A 16,231-nucleotide genomic window follows, 5' to 3' on the forward strand; every position below is an offset into this window, starting at 1 on the left:
GCCGCAAACTCCCCATGACCGTCTATGTTGACGACGCCGTGACCCTCTGGCGCGGACGTCGCTGGGCCCACCTCATGGCCGACAACCTTGAAGAGCTGCACGCCTTCGCCGCCCGGCTGGGCCTGCCGCGGCGCGCTTTCCAGAACAGGACCAGCGGCGCCCATTACGACGTGACCGCGGACATGCGGCTGCAGGCGATCGCATTGGGGGCCATGCCGATTTCGCGCCACAAGGATCGTGAACTGGTGCGCGCAGTGATTGCCAAGGCACGTGCCCAGGGCCGTGGCGAAGCCGAATAAGGCGCTTTCGACCCGGTCTGCTCAGCCCGCGTTTTCCTTCGTGAGCAACCATCCGGGTTCATTTAACAAATCCGGATTTTCTCTCACGCTCCGAATACGGAACCATGCCCAGACTCCACTCCCACATCCCCACGACGAGGAGTTGCACGCATGAACAACACCATCAAGAACCATCCGCGAACTGTTCTGGCCGGCGCGCTGTCTGTGGCCCTGATGTTCGCCGCCGGCGGTGTCATGGCCCAGGATGCCGACCACGACCGCCACGACCGCACGGCCACTGAAAACATGGACTCCGACCAGCCGATGGGCGATACCTGGATCACCACCAAGGTCAAATCCAGCCTGCTTGCCGATTCGGATGTCGCCGGCCTGGACGTGGAAGTGGAGACCGTCAACGGCGTAGTCCACCTGCGCGGCACCGTGGACAGCCAGACGCAGGTTGACCGCGCCACCGAGATCGCCCGCGACATCGAAGGCGTGACCAACGTGGATGCTTCCGGCCTGACCACTGCCGCGAGCACCAGCGACTTCTAAGCGGCGTACCCGACAATAATCAAGAGCCGGAACCAATCCGGTCAACTGTCGGCTTCTCAAAGCGGTCCCGTCGATGGCGGGGCCGCTTTTTTTGTGCGGGCGCTGCTACGCCGAGCTGGCCAGGGGAGCGGGCAGGGCCACTTCCACCCGGTTGCGACCCGCGTTCTTGGCTGCATACATCGCCTTGTCTGCACGATCCAGCAGTCGCTCGTAATCCGGATGCCCGTCGTAAGCTGCCACGCCGATGCTCGCCGACAGCGCCAGCTCACTGCCATCGTCGAGGATGAACGGCCGCCCCCTGATCCGCTGCAGCAGTTTCAGGGCAATCCGGGCAGCCTGATCCACATCCGTCCCGACCAGCACCACCAGGAACTCCTCGCCGCCCAGCCGGAACACATAGTCACTGGACCGGATCGACTGGGACAGCTCCGACGCCAGGTGCTTGAGCACCCGGTCACCCACGTCGTGACCCCAGGCGTCATTGATCTGCTTGAAGTGATCCATGTCCAGCGTTACCAGCGCGAACTGGTGGCCATGGCTGTCGGCCAGCTCGATCGCGCGGCGCAGGACCGTTGGCAGGAAGCGGCGGTTGAGCAACTGGGTCAACGCATCGGAGCCCGCCTCCAGCTCACCGATGCGCGACAGCAGAGAAAGCAGCACCGTGCGGATGGTTGCCAGCCGCTTGCGGACGCCGCTCACGGCCATGGGCGCCGGTGATGACTGATCCGCCGCATCCGCCAGCAGCGCATCGACTTCCCGTATGAGGGTGCGCACCATGGTGGTTTCGCCGGTCTCCCCGACCATGGCGAGGCCTTTGTGGACAAACCACAGGCCGAACTCGGAGTCCGACAGCGGCCCGGGCATGGCTTGCTCATTGCCGCTGGCCAAAGCGAAAAGCAGGTCGTTTTCCCAATCCAGCAGCAGCGCCCGCTGGCGCTCGCGCTCAGTGCCGATGTTGTGCGCCAGGGAGAACAACCGGTAAGCGGCGTCGGCCCGGGTCGAATGGTCCTGGGCATCGGTGTAGGCCAGGGTCATGCTTTCCAGCGCCAGGTCGAGCGATGCGTTGATCACCGAAATCGCGCCAAACACCGACTGCGGCTCCTTTCCGGATGCGGCCAGTCGAACCAGCATTTCCTCGCGCAGTACCCGGATGCCGCGGTTGACCAGGTCCACCGGGATATCAATCCGCGCATGCACCAGGCCGACTTTGAGGTTGGTCTGGATCAGCGCATCCACATTTTCCACGCGGGCACCCAGCAACTCTGCCAGCCACCCTTGCAGACCCGGGTGCAGCCGGCCCCGCACCTGGTCCACGGACAGGAAGCGCGCCGCGCGCGGGTCATCGAGCAGGGTGGCGTAGAACGCATCGGCGAAGCTGGAGCCATGCCCGCCCAGCCCTCGGGCCAGCGCGGCGGCCTCCGGCGTGGCCGACTCCAGACAGGCGCGCCAGCTGGATGCCAGGCGCGCGACGGCTTCGGCATGGGGTTTGGTGGAAATCTGGGTCATGGCGGCAGGCGGAAAAAAGTGCGCATAGGATACCGCTGTCACAGATTGGACACCTGCGGCCGCCGCAACGAAAACGGGCCTGCATAAGCAGACCCGTCCGGGGTGGAGCATGGCGCGCCCATTCTCTGGACGCGGAACGGGTTACAGCATTCGGCCCAGCACGCCGTCCTTGCGCACCAGTCCGTGCCACAGCGCCGCACCCACATGGCCGATCACCATCAGCACCAGCAGCCAGGCCACCGGTGAATGCAGCGCGCCGCCCACGGTGGCCATCCACGGGATATCGGTGCCCGGGGCCACCAGCTGCAGGCCGAACGCTTCCAGCCCGTAGCCGTTGCCCACCATGATCGCGATGCCGGTCAGCGGCAGCAGCACCATGCCCGCGTACAGGCCCAGGTGGCCGGCCTTGGCCAACAACCCGAGCATCGCCGGCGGCGGCGCCGGCGGACGGCTGCTCTGGTTGCGCAGCGCCCAGATGATGCGCACCACCACCAGCACGCCAATCAGCACGCCGATCGAGATGTGCCAGGGCACCAGGGTCTGGCCGACCCAGTGCTCGCCATCATTGATCCGGTCGAACAGCTTCAGCGCCTGCCAGACCACCAGGACTGCCATGATCCAGTGCAACAGGCGGGAAAAAATTCCGTAACGATGCTTGGTATCGCGACTCATGGACTGCTGCTCCTGTGGCATGCGGGATCGAAGATACCTGAACCTCAGCGGCTGGCCAGGTCAAGCGCGTCCAGTGCATCGCGGGACAGGGCCAGGTCCGCAGCACCCATGATGTCGTCCAACTGTTGCAGGCTGGTGGCGCTGGCGATCGGAGTGACGCCCGGGCGGCTCATCAGCCAGGCAAGCGCCACCTGTGCCGGAGTGGCGCCGGCCTGCTCGGACACCTTGCGCAGGGCATCAAGCAGCTTCATGCCGCGATCGTCGAAGAAACCTTCCAGGAACGCCGCCCGCGGCACCCCTTCCAGATCCGCCTTGCTGCCGTATTTGCCGGTGAGAAAGCCGCTGGCCAGGGCGAAATACGCCACCACGCCCAGGCCTTCCTCCCGCACCACGGCCGCAAGCTCGTCCTCATAGCCGGCGCGGTCGTAGAGGTTGTAGCCGGGCTGGATGACCTCGTAGCGCGACAGGCCCTTGTCCTGCGAGACGCCCAGCGCCTCGCGCAGGCGGCCGGCGTTGTAGTTGGACGCGCCGATGGTGCGGACCTTGCCCGCGTCCACCAGCCTGGAGAACGCTTCCAGGGTCTCTCCCAGCGGCACCGTGGCGTCGTCGATGTGGGCGAAATAGACGTCCAGGTAATCGGTCTGCAGCCGGCGCAGCGAATCCTCCACCGCGACGGCGATGTTGGACGCCGACAGGCCCTTGCGCTCTTTCAGGCTGCCGACCTTGGTCATGATCACCACGTCGTCGCGACGGCCACGTTTGGCCAGCCACTTGCCCATCACGGTTTCCGACTCGCCGCCGGACAGGCCAGGGGCCCAGGCGGAATAAACGTCCGCGGTGTCGATGGCGTTGAAGCCGCGCTCGACGAACCGGTCGAGCAGCTTGAACGAGGTGGCCTCGTCGGCGGTCCAGCCGAAGACGTTGCCGCCAAGCACCAGCGGGGCGATTTCCGGGCCGGAGCAGCCTAGCGTGCGCTTGTTCATGGTGTTGTACCTCTCTCTCGAATGGGGGGAATGGATCAGCCGATTTGATCAGGCGATCGTTTCAACCGTGCCGCCGTCCACCCGCAGGGCGGAGCCGGTGGTGGCGCTGGCCTGCGGCGAGGCCACGTACACGGCCAGGTTGGCGACTTCCTCCGGCTCGGCAAAATGCCCAAGCAGGTTGGAGGGACGGTTCTCGGCCAGGAAGATGCCCTCCATTTCCAATGGGGTCACGCCGCGCTCTGCGGCCAGGTCGGCCATCATCTGCACCGAACCGGCGGTACGGGTGGGACCGGGCAGGATCGTGTTGACGGTAACACCGGTGCCGGCCAGCACCTTGGCCAGCCCGCGCGACAGGCCCTGCACGGCGGCCTTGCTGACGCCGTAGTGGACCATCTCGGTGGGGATGTTGAGCGCCGACTCGCTGGACACGAACTGGATCCGGCCCCAGCCGCGCTCGCGCATGCCCTTGGCGTAATGCCGGGCCAGGCGCACGCCGGTCATCACGTTGACCTGCCAGAACTCGTCCCACAGCGCGTCATCGATATCGAAGAACTCGCGCGCGCCGTAGATGCCGAGGTTGTTGATGAAGATGTCCGCGTCCGGGCGCGCGGTGGTGAGTGTGATGCAGCCCGCGGCAGTGCCGACATCGGCCACCACCCCTGCGGCGTCCTCGCGACCGGAGGCCTTGCGGATATCAGCCACCGCGCTGTCAACGCGCTCCTGGGTGCGGCCAACGATGGTGACGCTGGCGCCGGCCCTGGCCAGGCCGGTGGCGATGGCCAGGCCGATGCCGCCGGTGGAACCGGTGACGACGGCGAGCTTGCCGGAAAGATCGATTTTCATGGGGTATCTCCTGAGGTGGGGGCTGCGGGGGATCAGCCGAAACGGAATGCGGACAGGGTGGTTTTCATCACCACTTCCGAATAGACCTTGCGGCCCTGGGAGTCGCCGGCGGCGCCGGCGACGACCATCAGCGGCAGCAGGTGCTCCTCGCCGCCGGGCGGATGGCTGTCGCGAGCGTGCGGGGCGCTGGTCCAGTCGGTGAGCAGGGCTTCGCGCCGGGCGGGGTCGCTTGCAACCGCGTCGGTCAGCCATTGGTCGAACTGTGCCGATAGGGGGGTGTAGCGCGCATCACCGTAGCCGCGCATGTTGTGGAAGCTCATGCCGCTGCCAACGATCAACACGCCCTCGTCGCGCAGCGCGGTCAACGCGCGGCCGATCTGGATATGCGCGGCCGGGTCCATATCGCGGCGCAGCGACAGCTGCACCACCGGCACCTCGGCCCGCGGGAACATCAGCTTGAGCGGGATGAACACGCCGTGGTCGAAACCACGCTGCGGATCCACCTGCGTGCGGGCCCCGGCTTCGCCCAGCAGCGCGGCGATGCGCCCAGCCAGCGCCGGATCGCCCGGCGCCGGGTAGGTCAGCTCGTAGGTATGCGGCGGGAAGCCACCGTAGTCATAGATCAGCGGCGGCGCGGCATGGCCGGTGACGCGGAATTCCGGTTCCAGCCAGTGCCCGGACACCAGCACGATGGCGCGCGGAACCTGCGGCAGGGTGCTGGCAATGCCTTTGAGAAAGGCCGCCATGCCATCCCAGGTGTCGGCCGGGTTCCAGTCCATGAAAAAACAGGGGCCGGCGCCATGGGGCACGAAGAAGGTGGGCATGCGGGTGCCGGAGGCGGCGCCTGCGTCGTCGGAAGAGGGGGTCTGGATGGTCATGACACCCGTTGTGCTGCCGAATCCCGTGGAAAGAACCGGTAAAAACAGGACGACCCTTCCCATGGCCGGGCATGACGGGCGTATTACCGGCCTATTCGCGACCGCTCCGTTAGCATGGACCGCCCTTCCCTGCGATGACGGCCCATGAGCCAGTGGCAGCGCCTGGTGCGCGACGTACCCGATTTCCCCAAGCCCGGCATTCTGTTCAAGGACATCACGCCGGTGCTCGCCGATGCAGGCGCCTTCAACGCGGCGGTTGGCCAGATGGTGGACCCATGGCACGATGCCGCACTGCACGCGGTAGTGGGCATCGAATCGCGCGGTTTCATCCTCGGGGCGGCCATGGCCCAGACCCTGGGCACGGGCTTCGTGCCGGTGCGCAAGCCCGGGCGGCTGCCGGCAGAAACCCTATCGCAGGATTACGCGCTGGAGTACGGCACCAACCAGCTGCAGATCCACGTTGATGCGCTGCCGCCGCGCGCCCGGGTGCTGCTGGTGGACGATGTGCTGGCCACGGGCGGCACCCTGGTGGCCGCGCTGGAGCTGCTGCGCCGCCAGGGCGCCGAGGTCGTCGGCGCCGCGGTGCTGTTTGAAATGCTGGCCCTGGACGGGCGCGAACGCTGGACCGATGCCGCGCCGCTGCTGGCCGCCGCCGCTTATTGAGATCAGCATGCCGGCGCGCGGTGGTCGCACCCCGGTCGGGTTGAAAGCGCTGCGGCGCCCTCTAGTTCGCGCAGGACAGCCGGCCCAGCGCCGGCCCCAGGCCCCGCAGGCTGAAGCTGTCCCGCAGGCGCTCGCCGTCAAGCGGATCCACCACCTCGAAAATCACCGTGCCGCCAGCGCGCGCCTGGCGGGTAAAGGCAGTGATTTCCGACATCGGCATCCAGGTGGCTTCATGGCCCTGGAGCATGCCCCACCAGGACGGCCCGTAAGGCGTGCCCGCGTCGATGCGGTAGCGCACCAGTACCTCGTCGTCCTCGTCGCCACCCAGGTACTTGCCGTGGCGGTAGATCACGTTCAGGCCATCTTCCATGCACGACCAGCTCAGCGCCGCGTCACGTCCTTCAGAAGTGCTGGAAGCGGTATAGACCAGGCTCCGGTCCACATCGGTAAACGGGTCGGAATTGGCGACGAACACGAAGTCGCCATGTGTTGATGGCTGCGCCGTCGATTTCTGTGCATGCACCGTACATGCGGCCGACAGCAGCAGCACCGCAGCTGCGGCCCTGGCAAAGTGAAACATGACGCCCCCTGTAGACAGATGCCGGACCCCGATGGCAACGGCAGGGTGGAATTGTCGACGCCAGCGGCAGCCACCGGCAAGTGCCGCATCCGTGCGTCACGTCAGCGGGTGGCCGATGGTGACCTGGGCCAGGCGCGGGTCCGGATGCTCGGGCAGGTCCGCCTGCAGCAGCGGTGCGATGGGCTGGTGCACGCCGTCCAGCAATACGGCCGCCAGCAGCAGCACCGGCAGGTTCAGCGCAGCTCCGCTGCGCGCAGGTCGAAGCAGTGCTGGCCAACGCCGTGCCGCCAAGCGTCGCCGCCCCAGGGCTGACGCTGGTCGCGCGCGGTATCGGTGACAAAACGCGCGCAGAGGCGGTAATCACGTTCGCCTGTGACTTCGTAGACGTAGTCGGATCCGTCAACCGGATCCAGCGGCAGCGCGATGCCGGGCGTCGCCAGATCATCCAGCCCGACCGGGAGCGCACCGGTGCGATGGTAGTGAGCTTCAACCAAGCCGGTAATGCGGGCAAGATCCTGCGCGCGCCGGGTGTCCAGCCGCGCTTCGCGCTCGGAGGCCGGTGAGCGGATCACCGCCACCGAGGCGACCAGCGTCACCAGGATCACCACGGCCGCCGCGCCGAGCACCATCCGACCGGAAATCCCCGCAGCCGGCGCCTGGCGCTCTTCGCGCCGCAGGTCCTGCAGGTACCAGCCGAACACCGTGCCGGCGATTGCCGCCACCACCAGCACCTTGAGCAGGAAACGCGCCGACAGCCCGCCACCCAGCAGGCTGTAGACCAGCACGATCATGTCGCCGATCAGCACCGAGGCGGCAAAGAACAGGGTCAGGTAGGTCAGCCAGCGGCGCACTGCGGAAAGGCGCCGTACCGGACTGTCAGCCACCTCCCGCGCCAGGCGGCGGGCGACAAATACGAACACCGGGAACGCGATCACCACCCCGGCGATCGACCAGCGCATGGAGCTGTCCAGCCGGCCGCGGGCGAACTCGCCGTCGGCCGCATCCGGGAACGCCAGGTTGATGAGGTCGAACAGCAGGCTGCCCACGTGCCAGGCGCTCAGGTACAGCGTGGCGAACATCAGCAGGTACAGGAACACCTCGCGCGCCGAAAGATAGGGTCGCGGGCGCGGCACCGGCACCGCGAACGGCACGTCGGCCCAGGCGCCCAACGCGCTGTCGACCTGCACGCGATCCCAGCCGGCCGCGTCCAGCGCGGCCACTATTTCTTCCTTGGAGGCGCCCCTGGCGAGCGCCTCGCGCACGAACAGGTCCAGCTCCTGCGTTGCCACCGCCATGGCGCGGCCCGGCGCTGGCTCAGGCCAGCAGCGGGTTCGGCCTCCCGGTATCGATCTTGTACAGCTTCAGCGCGCGCGCTGCGTCCTTGGCGGTCATCTTGCCGTCCTTTGCCAACGCATTGATCGCCGCGTGCGCGATGTGGAAGCGGTCGACCTCGAAGTGGCGGCGCAGGTTTTCGCGGGTGTCCGAGCGACCGAAGCCGTCGGTGCCCAGCACCGTATAGGTCATCGGCACGAAGGCGCGGATCTGGTCGGCATAGGCGCGCACGTAGTCGGTGGCGGCGATCGCCGGGCCCTGGCGGCCTTCCAGCAAGCCGGTGACGTAGGCCTTGCGCGGCTTCTTCGCTTCGGGGTTGAAGCGGTTCCAGCGCTCCACGTCGAAGCCGTCGCGACGCAACTCGCTGAAGCTGGGGCACGACCAGATGTCGGCGGTGACGCCGAAGTCCCTGTCCAGCAGCTCGGCCGCGGCGATGGCTTCACGCAGGATCGTTCCGCTGCCCATCAGCTGCACGCGCAGCTCGCCCTTCTTCGGCTTGCCGGCGTCCTTGAGCAGGTACATGCCCTTGATGATCCCTTCCTCGGCGCCCTCGGGCATGCCCGGGTGCGGGTAGTTCTCGTTCATCAGGGTGAGGTAGTAGTACTCGTCCACCTGCTCTTCGAGCATGCGCTGCATGCCGTGCTGCATGATCACCGCCACCTCGTGGGCAAAAGTGGGGTCATAGCTGCGGCAATTGGGGATGGCGCCGGCCAGCAGGTGGCTGTGGCCGTCCTCATGCTGCAGGCCCTCGCCGTTGAGGGTGGTGCGACCGGCGGTGGCGCCCAGCAGGAAGCCGCGCGCGCGCATGTCCGCCGCCTGCCAGGCGGCATCGCCGATGCGCTGGAAGCCGAACATGGAATAGAAGATGTAGAACGGCAGCAGCTGCAGGTCGTTGGTGCTGTAGCTGGTGGCCGCGGCCATCCAGCTGGCGAACGCGCCGGCCTCGGTGATGCCTTCCTGCAGCACCTGCCCCGCCTCGTCCTCGCGGTAGTACATCAGCTGGTCACGGTCGACCGGCTTGTACTTCTGGCCCTGCGGAGCGTAGATGCCGATCTGGCGGAACAGGCCTTCCATGCCGAACGTGCGCGCCTCATCGGCCACGATCGGCACCACCCGCGGCGCCACCTGCTTGTCACGCAGCACGATGCCCAGCGACTGCACGAAGGCCATGGTGGTGGAGATCTGACGCTCGCCGGTGTCCTTGAGCAGACGCTCGAACACTTCCATCTTCGGCGCCGGCAGCGATTCGCTGGCTTTCATGCGGCGCTGCGGCAGGAAGCCACCCAGCGACTTGCGGCGTTCGTGCATGTACTGCACTTCCTCCGAGTCCTTGCCGGGGTGGTAGAACGGCACCGCGCCGTCCTTGAGCTGCTCGTCGTCGACCGGGATCTGGAAGCGATCGCGGAACGCGCGTACCGCATCGTCGTCGAGCTTCTTGGTCTGGTGGGTGGGGTTGAGCGCCTCGCCGGCGCTGCCCATGCCGTAGCCCTTGACCGTCTTGGCCAGGATCACCGTGGGCATCCTCTTGGTGTCGGAGGCGGCCTGGTAGGCGGCATGGACCTTGTGCGGATCGTGGCCGCCACGGTTCAGGCGCCACACGTCCTCGTCGGACAGGTTGGCCACCAGGGCGGCGGTTTCCGGGTACTTGCCGAAGAAATGCTCGCGGGTGTACGCGCCACCGAAGGCCTTGCAGTTCTGGTACTCGCCGTCCAGGGTCTCCATCATCAGCTTGCGCAGCATGCCGTCCTTGTCCTTGGCCAGCAGCGGATCCCAGTAGCTGCCCCAGACCAGCTTGAGCACGTTCCAGCCCGAGCCGCGGAACTGGCCCTCCAGCTCCTGGATGATCTTGCCGTTGCCGCGCACCGGGCCGTCCAGGCGCTGCAGGTTGCAGTTGATCACGAACACCAGGTTGTCCAGGCCTTCGCGCCCGGCCACCGAGATCGCACCCAGGCTTTCCGGCTCGTCGGTCTCGCCGTCGCCGAGGAAGCACCACACCTTGCGGTCACTCTTGGGCATCAGCCCGCGCGCTTCCAGGTACTTCCAGTTGCGCGCCTGGTAGATGGCGGCAATCGGGCCCAGGCCCATCGACACGGTGGGGAACTGCCAGTAGTCGGGCATCAGCCACGGGTGCGGGTAGGAGGCGATGCCGCGCCCGTCCACTTCCATGCGGAAGTTGTCGAGCTGGTCCTCGCTCAGCCGGCCTTCCAGGAATGAACGCGCGTAGATGCCCGGCGAGCTGTGACCCTGGACACCGATCAGGTCGCCGGGGTGCTCGCCTTCCGGCCCGCGCCAGAAGTGGTTGAAGCCGACGTCATACAGGGTGGCGGCACTGGCGAAGCTGGCAATATGCCCGCCCAGGTCGCCCGGCTTGCGGTTGGCGCGGACCACCATGGCCATGGCGTTCCAGCGGATCAGCGAGCGGATCTTCCACTCCATCGCGGCATCGCCGGACATCCCGGGCTCCAGATGGGCCGGGATGCTGTTGATGTATTCGGTGGTGGGCGCGAACGGCAGGTGGGCGCCAGCGCGGCGGGTGAGTTCCACCATGTTTTCCAGCAGCTGGTGCGCACGCTGCGGCCCACCGTTTTCGATGACCGCCTTGATCGACTCCACCCACTCCCGGGTTTCCATGGGATCGGGATCGTTTTCCAGCACGTCGTTCAACCAGTTCATCGCTTTAGGACTCCGCTCCCGGCCGCCTGTGCAGCCTGGGGTTCAAATGAGTGGATCGGTCAATGGATCGAATCCCACGATTCTAACAGGCGTACAGCGCGCGGCCGGCCGCACCACTGGACTGCCACACAGCCGTTTTCACGCGGCTTTCACGGAATTCGGCCATGATCTGCCGGCTCATAGGGGGAGGACCGCAGTACCGGCGCCCACTGCGCCATCGCTGCCAATCAATGCCAATTAACCCGGTTGAAACCGATTCTTCGAAATACCGCCTGCCGGGCCTGATTCTGGCCATTGCGGCAATCGTGATCGTGCCTTTTCTGCTGAACGCCCTGGCCTCACAGGCCAATACCCGCGCGCAGGCATGGCTGGTGCACAGCCACCAGGTGGAAGCCCGGATAAGCACCTTGGCTGCCGATGTGCGCAGCGTCGAGGCAGCCGCCCTGGGACAGGGCTACGGCGTGGACATCGAGCTGCTGCGTGAGCGGATCAGTTACAGCCGGCCGCGGATCGAGCCGCTGATGCAGGAGCTCCACGCGCTGACCCAGGACGATCCGGTGCAGCAGCGCCTGCTGGGCCAGCTGGAATCGATGCTTGATCTGCGCCTGGCCGAAATCTACCGGCTGCTGGATACCGCCACCCGGCCGAGCACCGCGGAAGTGCAGACGATGCTCACCCGCTATCCGATCCACGGGCTGATCGACCAGATCAACACCGAGGAGCACCGGCTGCTGGATCTGCGTCAGGCCGAGGCCCGGGTGGCCGACCGCCGCGCCACGCTGGTGGGCGGCGCCAGCCTGGTGCTGCAGCTGCTGCTGCTGGGATTGCTGGCCTGGTACAGCCTGCGCCAGGGCGTGCGCCGCCTCAGCGCCGAGCACGATGCCCGAAGTGCCAGTTCGCGCGCGGCGGTGATGCTGGACACCGTGCGCGAGCCCATCGCATTGCTGGACGGAAACACCCGGGTGCTGATGTACAACACCGCCTTCGCCGAACTGTACGGCGTGGAGGAAGAAAGCAGCGGCGAGCCGCTGACCGCCTTCGGCGACGGCGCGTGGAAGGACCCGACCGTGCTGCGGCGGCTGACTGACGTGCTGACCCGCGGCCGGGAGCTGTGGGACTTCCAGATCACCCAGCGCACCGCCGATTCGGTGGATCGGGTGATGCTGCTTTCAGCCCGGCGCATGGAGCTGCCCGACAGCGAGCAGCAGGCGGTGCTGCTGACCGCCAGCGACATCAGCGCCCAGATCCTGCACGAGCGCCAGATCCGCGACCTCAACCGCCAGCTGGAAGGCAAGATCGAGCAGGTTTCGGACGTGAACCGCGAGCTGGAGGCGTTCAGCTATTCGGTCTCGCACGATCTGCGCGCGCCGCTGCGGCATATCGGCGGCTTCGCCGACAAGCTGGGCCGGCACCTGGGCGAAGGGGTTGACGACAAGAGCCGCCACTACCTGGATGTCATCACCGGATCAAGCAAGCGCATGTCGGCGCTGATCGACGACCTGCTGGTCTACTCGCGCCTGGGACGCAGTGCCCTGCGACTGCAGATTGTCGATATGCAATCGATGGTCAACGACACCCGGGCCCTGCTGGACGCCAACGCGCGGGAAGACAACCCCGGCCACCAGATTGAATGGCAGGTACACGGCCTGCCGGTGGTGGTGGGTGATGAAAACATGCTGCGCCAGGTCTGGCTGAACCTGCTCGGCAACGCGGTCAAATACAGTGCCGGCGCCGAACCGGCGCGGATCACGGTCGGTCACGAACTGGACGCCGATGGCAGCCATCACTTCCAGGTGGTCGACAACGGGGCCGGGTTTGACATGAAATACGGCGACAAGCTGTTTGGCGTATTCCAGCGACTGCATGCGCCCAGCGAGTTTCCCGGCACGGGCATCGGCCTGGCCAGCGTGCGCCGGGTGCTGATTCGCCACGGCGGCCGGATCTGGGCAGAATCAGAACCTGGCAAAGGTGCCACCTTCCACTTCACCCTCCCGGCCGCCAGCGAGCCACAGGACAACAGGACCACCGCAACATGACCCGACTTCGCACCATCCTGCTGGCGGAAGACAGTCCGCACGACGCCGAAATGGCAATCGATGCGCTGCGCGACGCCAACCTGGCCAATCCCATCGTGCACGTGGAAGACGGGGTGGAGGCACTGGATTACCTGCTGTGCCGCGGCCGTTTCGAAGGCCGTGAAGACGGCGATCCGGCGGTCCTGCTGCTGGACATCAAGATGCCGCGCCTGGACGGCCTGGAAGTGCTGACCGAACTGCGCAAAGACAGCCAATTCGACCGCCTGCCGGTGGTGATCCTGTCCTCTTCACGCGAAGAAAGCGACCTGGCCCGCAGCTGGGACCTTGGCGTGAACGCCTACGTGGTCAAGCCGGTGGATGTGGACCAGTTTTTTGACGCGGTGCGGACCCTGGGCCGGTTCTGGGCGGTGCTCAACGAGCCGCCGGGGACCAACTAGGCAGCCGCGACCATGAGCCATGCGCCGGGCCAGCCATACCGGGTGCTGTTGATCGAGGACTCCCGCGATGACGCGGAGCTGATTGCCATGGCCCTGACCGATGGCGGCCTGCAGGTGGACTGCCAACGCGCCTGGTCGGCCGCGACCGTGGGCGATGTACTGCGCGACTCCGCGCCGCAGCTGGTGCTCTCGGATCTGAACCTGCCGGGGTATTCGTGCGAAGAAGCATTCCAGATGGTGCGCGCCCATGACCCGGCGCTGCCCTTCGTGCTGCTGACCGGCGCGCCGTTCATCGACGCAACCGAGCTGCCGGTGGCCGCCGACGCCACCCTGTCCAAGGACGAACTGGACAGCCTGCCTGCACTGGTGCGCAAGCTGCTGGGGTAGGTCGGCCCTACGCGGCCGACGCAAACATTACGCGGTACCGGCGCGGCTCTTGCGGATCTGCGATTCGACTGCGGCAATAGCGGTCATGTTGATCACCCGGCGCGGGGTGGCACTGGGGGTCATGATGTGGGCCGGACGGCTCACCCCCATCAGGATCGGACCCAGCGCCGCACCGTCGGTCATCACCCGCACCATGTTGTAGGTGATGTTGGCCGCATCCAGATTCGGCAGCACCAGCAGGTTGGGCTGGCCGGACAGGGTGGTGTTGGGGAACATCCGCCGGCGCATGGCTTCGTCCCAGGCGGTGTCGGGCATCATCTCGCCGTCCACCTCGAGCTTTGGCGCACGCTTGGCCAGGATCTCCCGCACCCGGCGCATCTTCATCGCGCTGGGGCTGGCGTGGCTGCCGAAGTTGGAGTGCGACAGCAGCGCGATCTTGGGCACGATCCCGAACAGCTTGAGCCGGTACGCGCCCTGGATGGTGGCTTCGGCCAGCTGCTCGGCGGTGGGGTCTTCCTGCACGTGGGTGTCGAGGAAGAACCACAGGCCGCGGTCGCTGACCACGCCGGTCATCGCGGCGGTGCTTTGCACGCCGCGATCCAGCGGCAGCACGCTGCGGATGTAGCCGAGCTTCTTGTGATAGCGCCCGATCATGCCGCACAGCATGGCGTCGGCTTCGCCGCGCTCGACCATCAGCGCGGCGATCAGCGCCGGGCGCGAGCGCATCAGGTTCTTGGCCGAATCCGGAGTGATGCCGCGGCGCTCGGTCAGCGCGTGCAGCTGGGTCCAGTATTCGTGGAAGCGCGGATCGTCGTTGATGTTGGTCAGATCGAAGTCGCGCTCCTGGACCAGGCGCAGGCCCAGTTTCTGGATCCTTGCCTCGATCACGTCCGGACGTCCGATCAGGATCGGCCGCGCCAGGCCCTCGTCGACCACGGTCTGCACCGCGCGCAGCACGATCTCTTCCTCGCCTTCGGCATAGACCACGCGCTGGCGGTCATCACGGGCGCGGTCGTAGACCGGCTTCATCACCAGCGCGGTGCGGGTGAGGAAATGGCCGAGCTTCTCGCGGTAGGCATCCATGTCCTGGATCGGACGCTGGGCCACGCCCGAGTCCACCGCCGCCTGGGCCACGGCCGGTGCCAGCACCGTCAGCAGGCGCTGATCGAACGGGCGCGGGATGATGTATTCCGGTCCGAACGTGGGCACGTCGCCCCCGTAGGCGCTGCCCAGGTCACTGGCCTCGGCCTTGGCCAGATCGGCGATGGCATGCACGCAGGCCAGCTTCATGGCTTCGTTGATGGCGGTGGCGCCGGCATCCAGCGCGCCGCGGAAGATGTAGGGGAAGCAGACCGCGTTGTTGACCTGGTTGGGATAGTCGGAGCGGCCGGTGGCGATGATCGCATCGGGGCGCACCGCCTTGGCCGCCTCCGGCAGGATCTCCGGGTACGGGTTGGCCAGCGCCAGGATCACCGGGCGCTCGGCCATGGTGGCCACCATTTCCGGGGTCAGGATGCCACCGGCTGACAGGCCCAGGAACACGTCCGCGCCGGCCACGATCTCTGCCAGCTCGCGCTGGTCGGTATCGCGCGCGTAGCGGCGCTTGGCCTCATCCAGGTCGTCGCGACCGGAGTGGATCACCCCGCCGCGATCAAAGGCAGTGATGTTTTCCGGCTTCAGGCCCAGCGCCACCAGCATGTCCAGGCAGGCGATGCCCGCCGCGCCGGCACCGGTGGTGGCCAGCTTCACGTCTTCAATCTTCTTGCCGGCGACCTCCAGTGCGTTGACCACCGCCGCGCCAACAATGATCGCGGTGCCGTGCTGGTCGTCGTGGAATACCGGGATCTTCAGCCGCTCGCGCAGCTTGCGCTCGACGATGAAGCACTCGGGCGCCTTGATGTCTTCCAGGTTGATGCCGCCGAAGGTGGGCTCCAGGCTGGCGATGATGTCGACCAGCTTGTCCGGATCGCGCTCGTCGATCTCGATGTCGAACACGTCGATGCCGGCGAACTTCTGGAACAGCACGCCCTTGCCTTCCATCACCGGCTTGCTGGCCAGCGGGCCGATATCACCCAGACCCAGCACCGCGGTGCCGTTGCTGATCACCGCCACCAGGTTGCCGCGGGCGGTGTAGTCGCCGGCGGTGAGCGGGTCGGCGGCGATTTCCTCACAGGCGTAGGCCACGCCCGGCGAGTAGGCCAGGGCCAGATCACGCTGGGTCAGCATGGCCTTGGTGGCCGTGACCTTGATCTTCCCGGGGGGCGACAGGCGGTGGTAGTCCAGGGCCGCGCTGCGGAACTCTTCTGCGGATTCGATGGGGCTGGACGGTTTGTCTGACATCTCACTCTGACCTGGCGCTGGAACCCCAATTCTAGCCGGTCCGATTGCCCACCACGCCAGTCGGTCGG

At 66.7% G+C, this 16,231-nt stretch carries 16 protein-coding genes; 6 read left to right on the forward strand and 10 right to left on the reverse strand.

Annotated features, from left to right (window positions below):
• The first annotated feature begins 14 nt into the window (after window positions 1-14).
• Both WCE59_RS10160 and WCE59_RS10165 read left to right on the forward strand, forming a co-directional pair.
• Entirely contained in the window at window positions 15-299 is a 285-nt protein-coding gene (locus WCE59_RS10160) for a DUF4031 domain-containing protein (RefSeq protein ID WP_343258652.1), read from the forward strand.
• Between the two features lie 150 nt (window positions 300-449).
• Window positions 450-833: a BON domain-containing protein gene (locus WCE59_RS10165; protein ID WP_343258653.1), complete on the forward strand. Its 384-nt coding sequence runs from the start codon at window positions 450-452 to the stop codon at window positions 831-833.
• A gap of 105 nt (window positions 834-938) precedes the next feature.
• Here the strand turns inward: WCE59_RS10165 and WCE59_RS10170 are convergent, their stop codons facing one another.
• The 5 genes from WCE59_RS10170 to WCE59_RS10190 all read right to left on the reverse strand — a co-directional run bounded on the left by WCE59_RS10170 (window position 939) and on the right by WCE59_RS10190 (window position 5,715).
• Entirely contained in the window at window positions 939-2,339 is a 1,401-nt protein-coding gene (locus tag WCE59_RS10170; protein WP_343258654.1) for a GGDEF domain-containing protein, read from the reverse strand.
• 141 nt (window positions 2,340-2,480) lie between these two features.
• The gene (locus tag WCE59_RS10175; protein WP_343258655.1) at window positions 2,481-3,011 is read right to left on the reverse strand and encodes a cytochrome b; all 531 of its coding nucleotides are present in this window, start codon (window positions 3,009-3,011) and stop codon (window positions 2,481-2,483) included.
• Window positions 3,012-3,055: 44 nt separating this feature from the next.
• Window positions 3,056-3,994: an aldo/keto reductase gene (locus WCE59_RS10180; RefSeq protein WP_343258656.1), complete on the reverse strand. Its 939-nt coding sequence runs from the start codon at window positions 3,992-3,994 to the stop codon at window positions 3,056-3,058.
• Window positions 3,995-4,042: 48 nt separating this feature from the next.
• Entirely contained in the window at window positions 4,043-4,837 is a 795-nt protein-coding gene (locus WCE59_RS10185) for an SDR family NAD(P)-dependent oxidoreductase (RefSeq protein WP_343258657.1), read from the reverse strand.
• 32 nt (window positions 4,838-4,869) lie between these two features.
• Window positions 4,870-5,715, reverse strand: coding sequence for a DODA-type extradiol aromatic ring-opening family dioxygenase (locus tag WCE59_RS10190; RefSeq protein ID WP_343258658.1), 846 nt, complete (start codon window positions 5,713-5,715; stop codon window positions 4,870-4,872).
• A 144-nt stretch (window positions 5,716-5,859) separates the two neighbouring features.
• Here WCE59_RS10190 and WCE59_RS10195 point away from each other — a divergent pair, with 144 nt between their 5' ends.
• Window positions 5,860-6,378, forward strand: a complete 519-nt coding sequence (locus tag WCE59_RS10195) for an adenine phosphoribosyltransferase (protein WP_343258659.1) — start codon at window positions 5,860-5,862, stop codon at window positions 6,376-6,378.
• A gap of 61 nt (window positions 6,379-6,439) precedes the next feature.
• On the opposite strand, the gene WCE59_RS10200 is transcribed toward WCE59_RS10195, so the two are convergent.
• From WCE59_RS10200 to aceE, 4 genes are all read right to left on the reverse strand, one after another.
• A complete protein-coding gene (locus WCE59_RS10200; protein ID WP_343258660.1) occupies window positions 6,440-6,958 on the reverse strand; it encodes a hypothetical protein in 519 nt (172 codons plus the stop codon).
• A 96-nt stretch (window positions 6,959-7,054) separates the two neighbouring features.
• Window positions 7,055-7,183 carry a hypothetical protein gene (locus WCE59_RS10205; protein WP_343258661.1) on the reverse strand — a complete coding sequence of 43 codons (129 nt, stop codon included), beginning with the start codon at window positions 7,181-7,183 and terminating at the stop codon, window positions 7,055-7,057.
• 8 nt (window positions 7,184-7,191) lie between these two features.
• Window positions 7,192-8,253, reverse strand: coding sequence for a DUF5671 domain-containing protein (locus WCE59_RS10210; protein WP_343258662.1), 1,062 nt, complete (start codon window positions 8,251-8,253; stop codon window positions 7,192-7,194).
• A 19-nt stretch (window positions 8,254-8,272) separates the two neighbouring features.
• Complete coding sequence (gene aceE, locus WCE59_RS10215) at window positions 8,273-10,963, reverse strand: pyruvate dehydrogenase (acetyl-transferring), homodimeric type (protein ID WP_343258663.1); 2,691 nt, start codon at window positions 10,961-10,963, stop codon at window positions 8,273-8,275.
• A gap of 230 nt (window positions 10,964-11,193) precedes the next feature.
• Between aceE and WCE59_RS10220 the strand changes: the two genes are divergently transcribed.
• From WCE59_RS10220 to WCE59_RS10230, 3 genes are read left to right on the forward strand one after another with little or no spacing between them, the layout of a single operon-like run.
• Entirely contained in the window at window positions 11,194-12,999 is a 1,806-nt protein-coding gene (locus tag WCE59_RS10220) for a sensor histidine kinase (protein WP_343258664.1), read from the forward strand.
• The gene (locus WCE59_RS10225) at window positions 12,996-13,436 is read left to right on the forward strand and encodes a response regulator (RefSeq protein ID WP_343258665.1); all 441 of its coding nucleotides are present in this window, start codon (window positions 12,996-12,998) and stop codon (window positions 13,434-13,436) included. The genes WCE59_RS10220 and WCE59_RS10225 overlap by 4 nt, the downstream gene beginning before the upstream one ends.
• 12 nt (window positions 13,437-13,448) lie before the next feature.
• Entirely contained in the window at window positions 13,449-13,823 is a 375-nt protein-coding gene (locus tag WCE59_RS10230) for a response regulator (RefSeq protein WP_343258666.1), read from the forward strand.
• Between the two features lie 27 nt (window positions 13,824-13,850).
• On the opposite strand, the gene WCE59_RS10235 is transcribed toward WCE59_RS10230, so the two are convergent.
• Window positions 13,851-16,163 carry an NADP-dependent malic enzyme gene (locus WCE59_RS10235; protein ID WP_343258667.1) on the reverse strand — a complete coding sequence of 771 codons (2,313 nt, stop codon included), beginning with the start codon at window positions 16,161-16,163 and terminating at the stop codon, window positions 13,851-13,853.
• Window positions 16,164-16,231: the final 68 nt, after the last annotated feature.

This window comes from Luteimonas qiangzhengi, from assembly GCF_039548515.1.
In the GTDB taxonomy this organism is placed as follows: Bacteria; Pseudomonadota; Gammaproteobacteria; order Xanthomonadales; family Xanthomonadaceae; genus Luteimonas.

Coding starts and splice junctions, on each gene's coding strand:
- WCE59_RS10210 (WP_343258662.1), bottom strand. CDS start 8,253: ATGGCGGTGGCAACGCAGGAGCTGGACCTGTTCGTGCGCGAGGCGCTC.
- WCE59_RS10170 (WP_343258654.1), bottom strand. CDS start 2,339: ATGACCCAGATTTCCACCAAACCCCATGCCGAAGCCGTCGCGCGCCTG.
- WCE59_RS10220 (WP_343258664.1), top strand. CDS start 11,194: ATGCCAATTAACCCGGTTGAAACCGATTCTTCGAAATACCGCCTGCCG.
- WCE59_RS10160 (WP_343258652.1), top strand. CDS start 15: ATGACCGTCTATGTTGACGACGCCGTGACCCTCTGGCGCGGACGTCGC.
- WCE59_RS10175 (WP_343258655.1), bottom strand. CDS start 3,011: ATGAGTCGCGATACCAAGCATCGTTACGGAATTTTTTCCCGCCTGTTG.
- WCE59_RS10165 (WP_343258653.1), top strand. CDS start 450: ATGAACAACACCATCAAGAACCATCCGCGAACTGTTCTGGCCGGCGCG.
- WCE59_RS10180 (WP_343258656.1), bottom strand. CDS start 3,994: ATGAACAAGCGCACGCTAGGCTGCTCCGGCCCGGAAATCGCCCCGCTG.
- WCE59_RS10200 (WP_343258660.1), bottom strand. CDS start 6,958: ATGTTTCACTTTGCCAGGGCCGCAGCTGCGGTGCTGCTGCTGTCGGCC.
- WCE59_RS10190 (WP_343258658.1), bottom strand. CDS start 5,715: ATGACCATCCAGACCCCCTCTTCCGACGACGCAGGCGCCGCCTCCGGC.
- WCE59_RS10235 (WP_343258667.1), bottom strand. CDS start 16,163: ATGTCAGACAAACCGTCCAGCCCCATCGAATCCGCAGAAGAGTTCCGC.
- WCE59_RS10230 (WP_343258666.1), top strand. CDS start 13,449: ATGAGCCATGCGCCGGGCCAGCCATACCGGGTGCTGTTGATCGAGGAC.
- WCE59_RS10195 (WP_343258659.1), top strand. CDS start 5,860: ATGAGCCAGTGGCAGCGCCTGGTGCGCGACGTACCCGATTTCCCCAAG.
- aceE (WP_343258663.1), bottom strand. CDS start 10,963: ATGAACTGGTTGAACGACGTGCTGGAAAACGATCCCGATCCCATGGAA.
- WCE59_RS10185 (WP_343258657.1), bottom strand. CDS start 4,837: ATGAAAATCGATCTTTCCGGCAAGCTCGCCGTCGTCACCGGTTCCACC.
- WCE59_RS10225 (WP_343258665.1), top strand. CDS start 12,996: ATGACCCGACTTCGCACCATCCTGCTGGCGGAAGACAGTCCGCACGAC.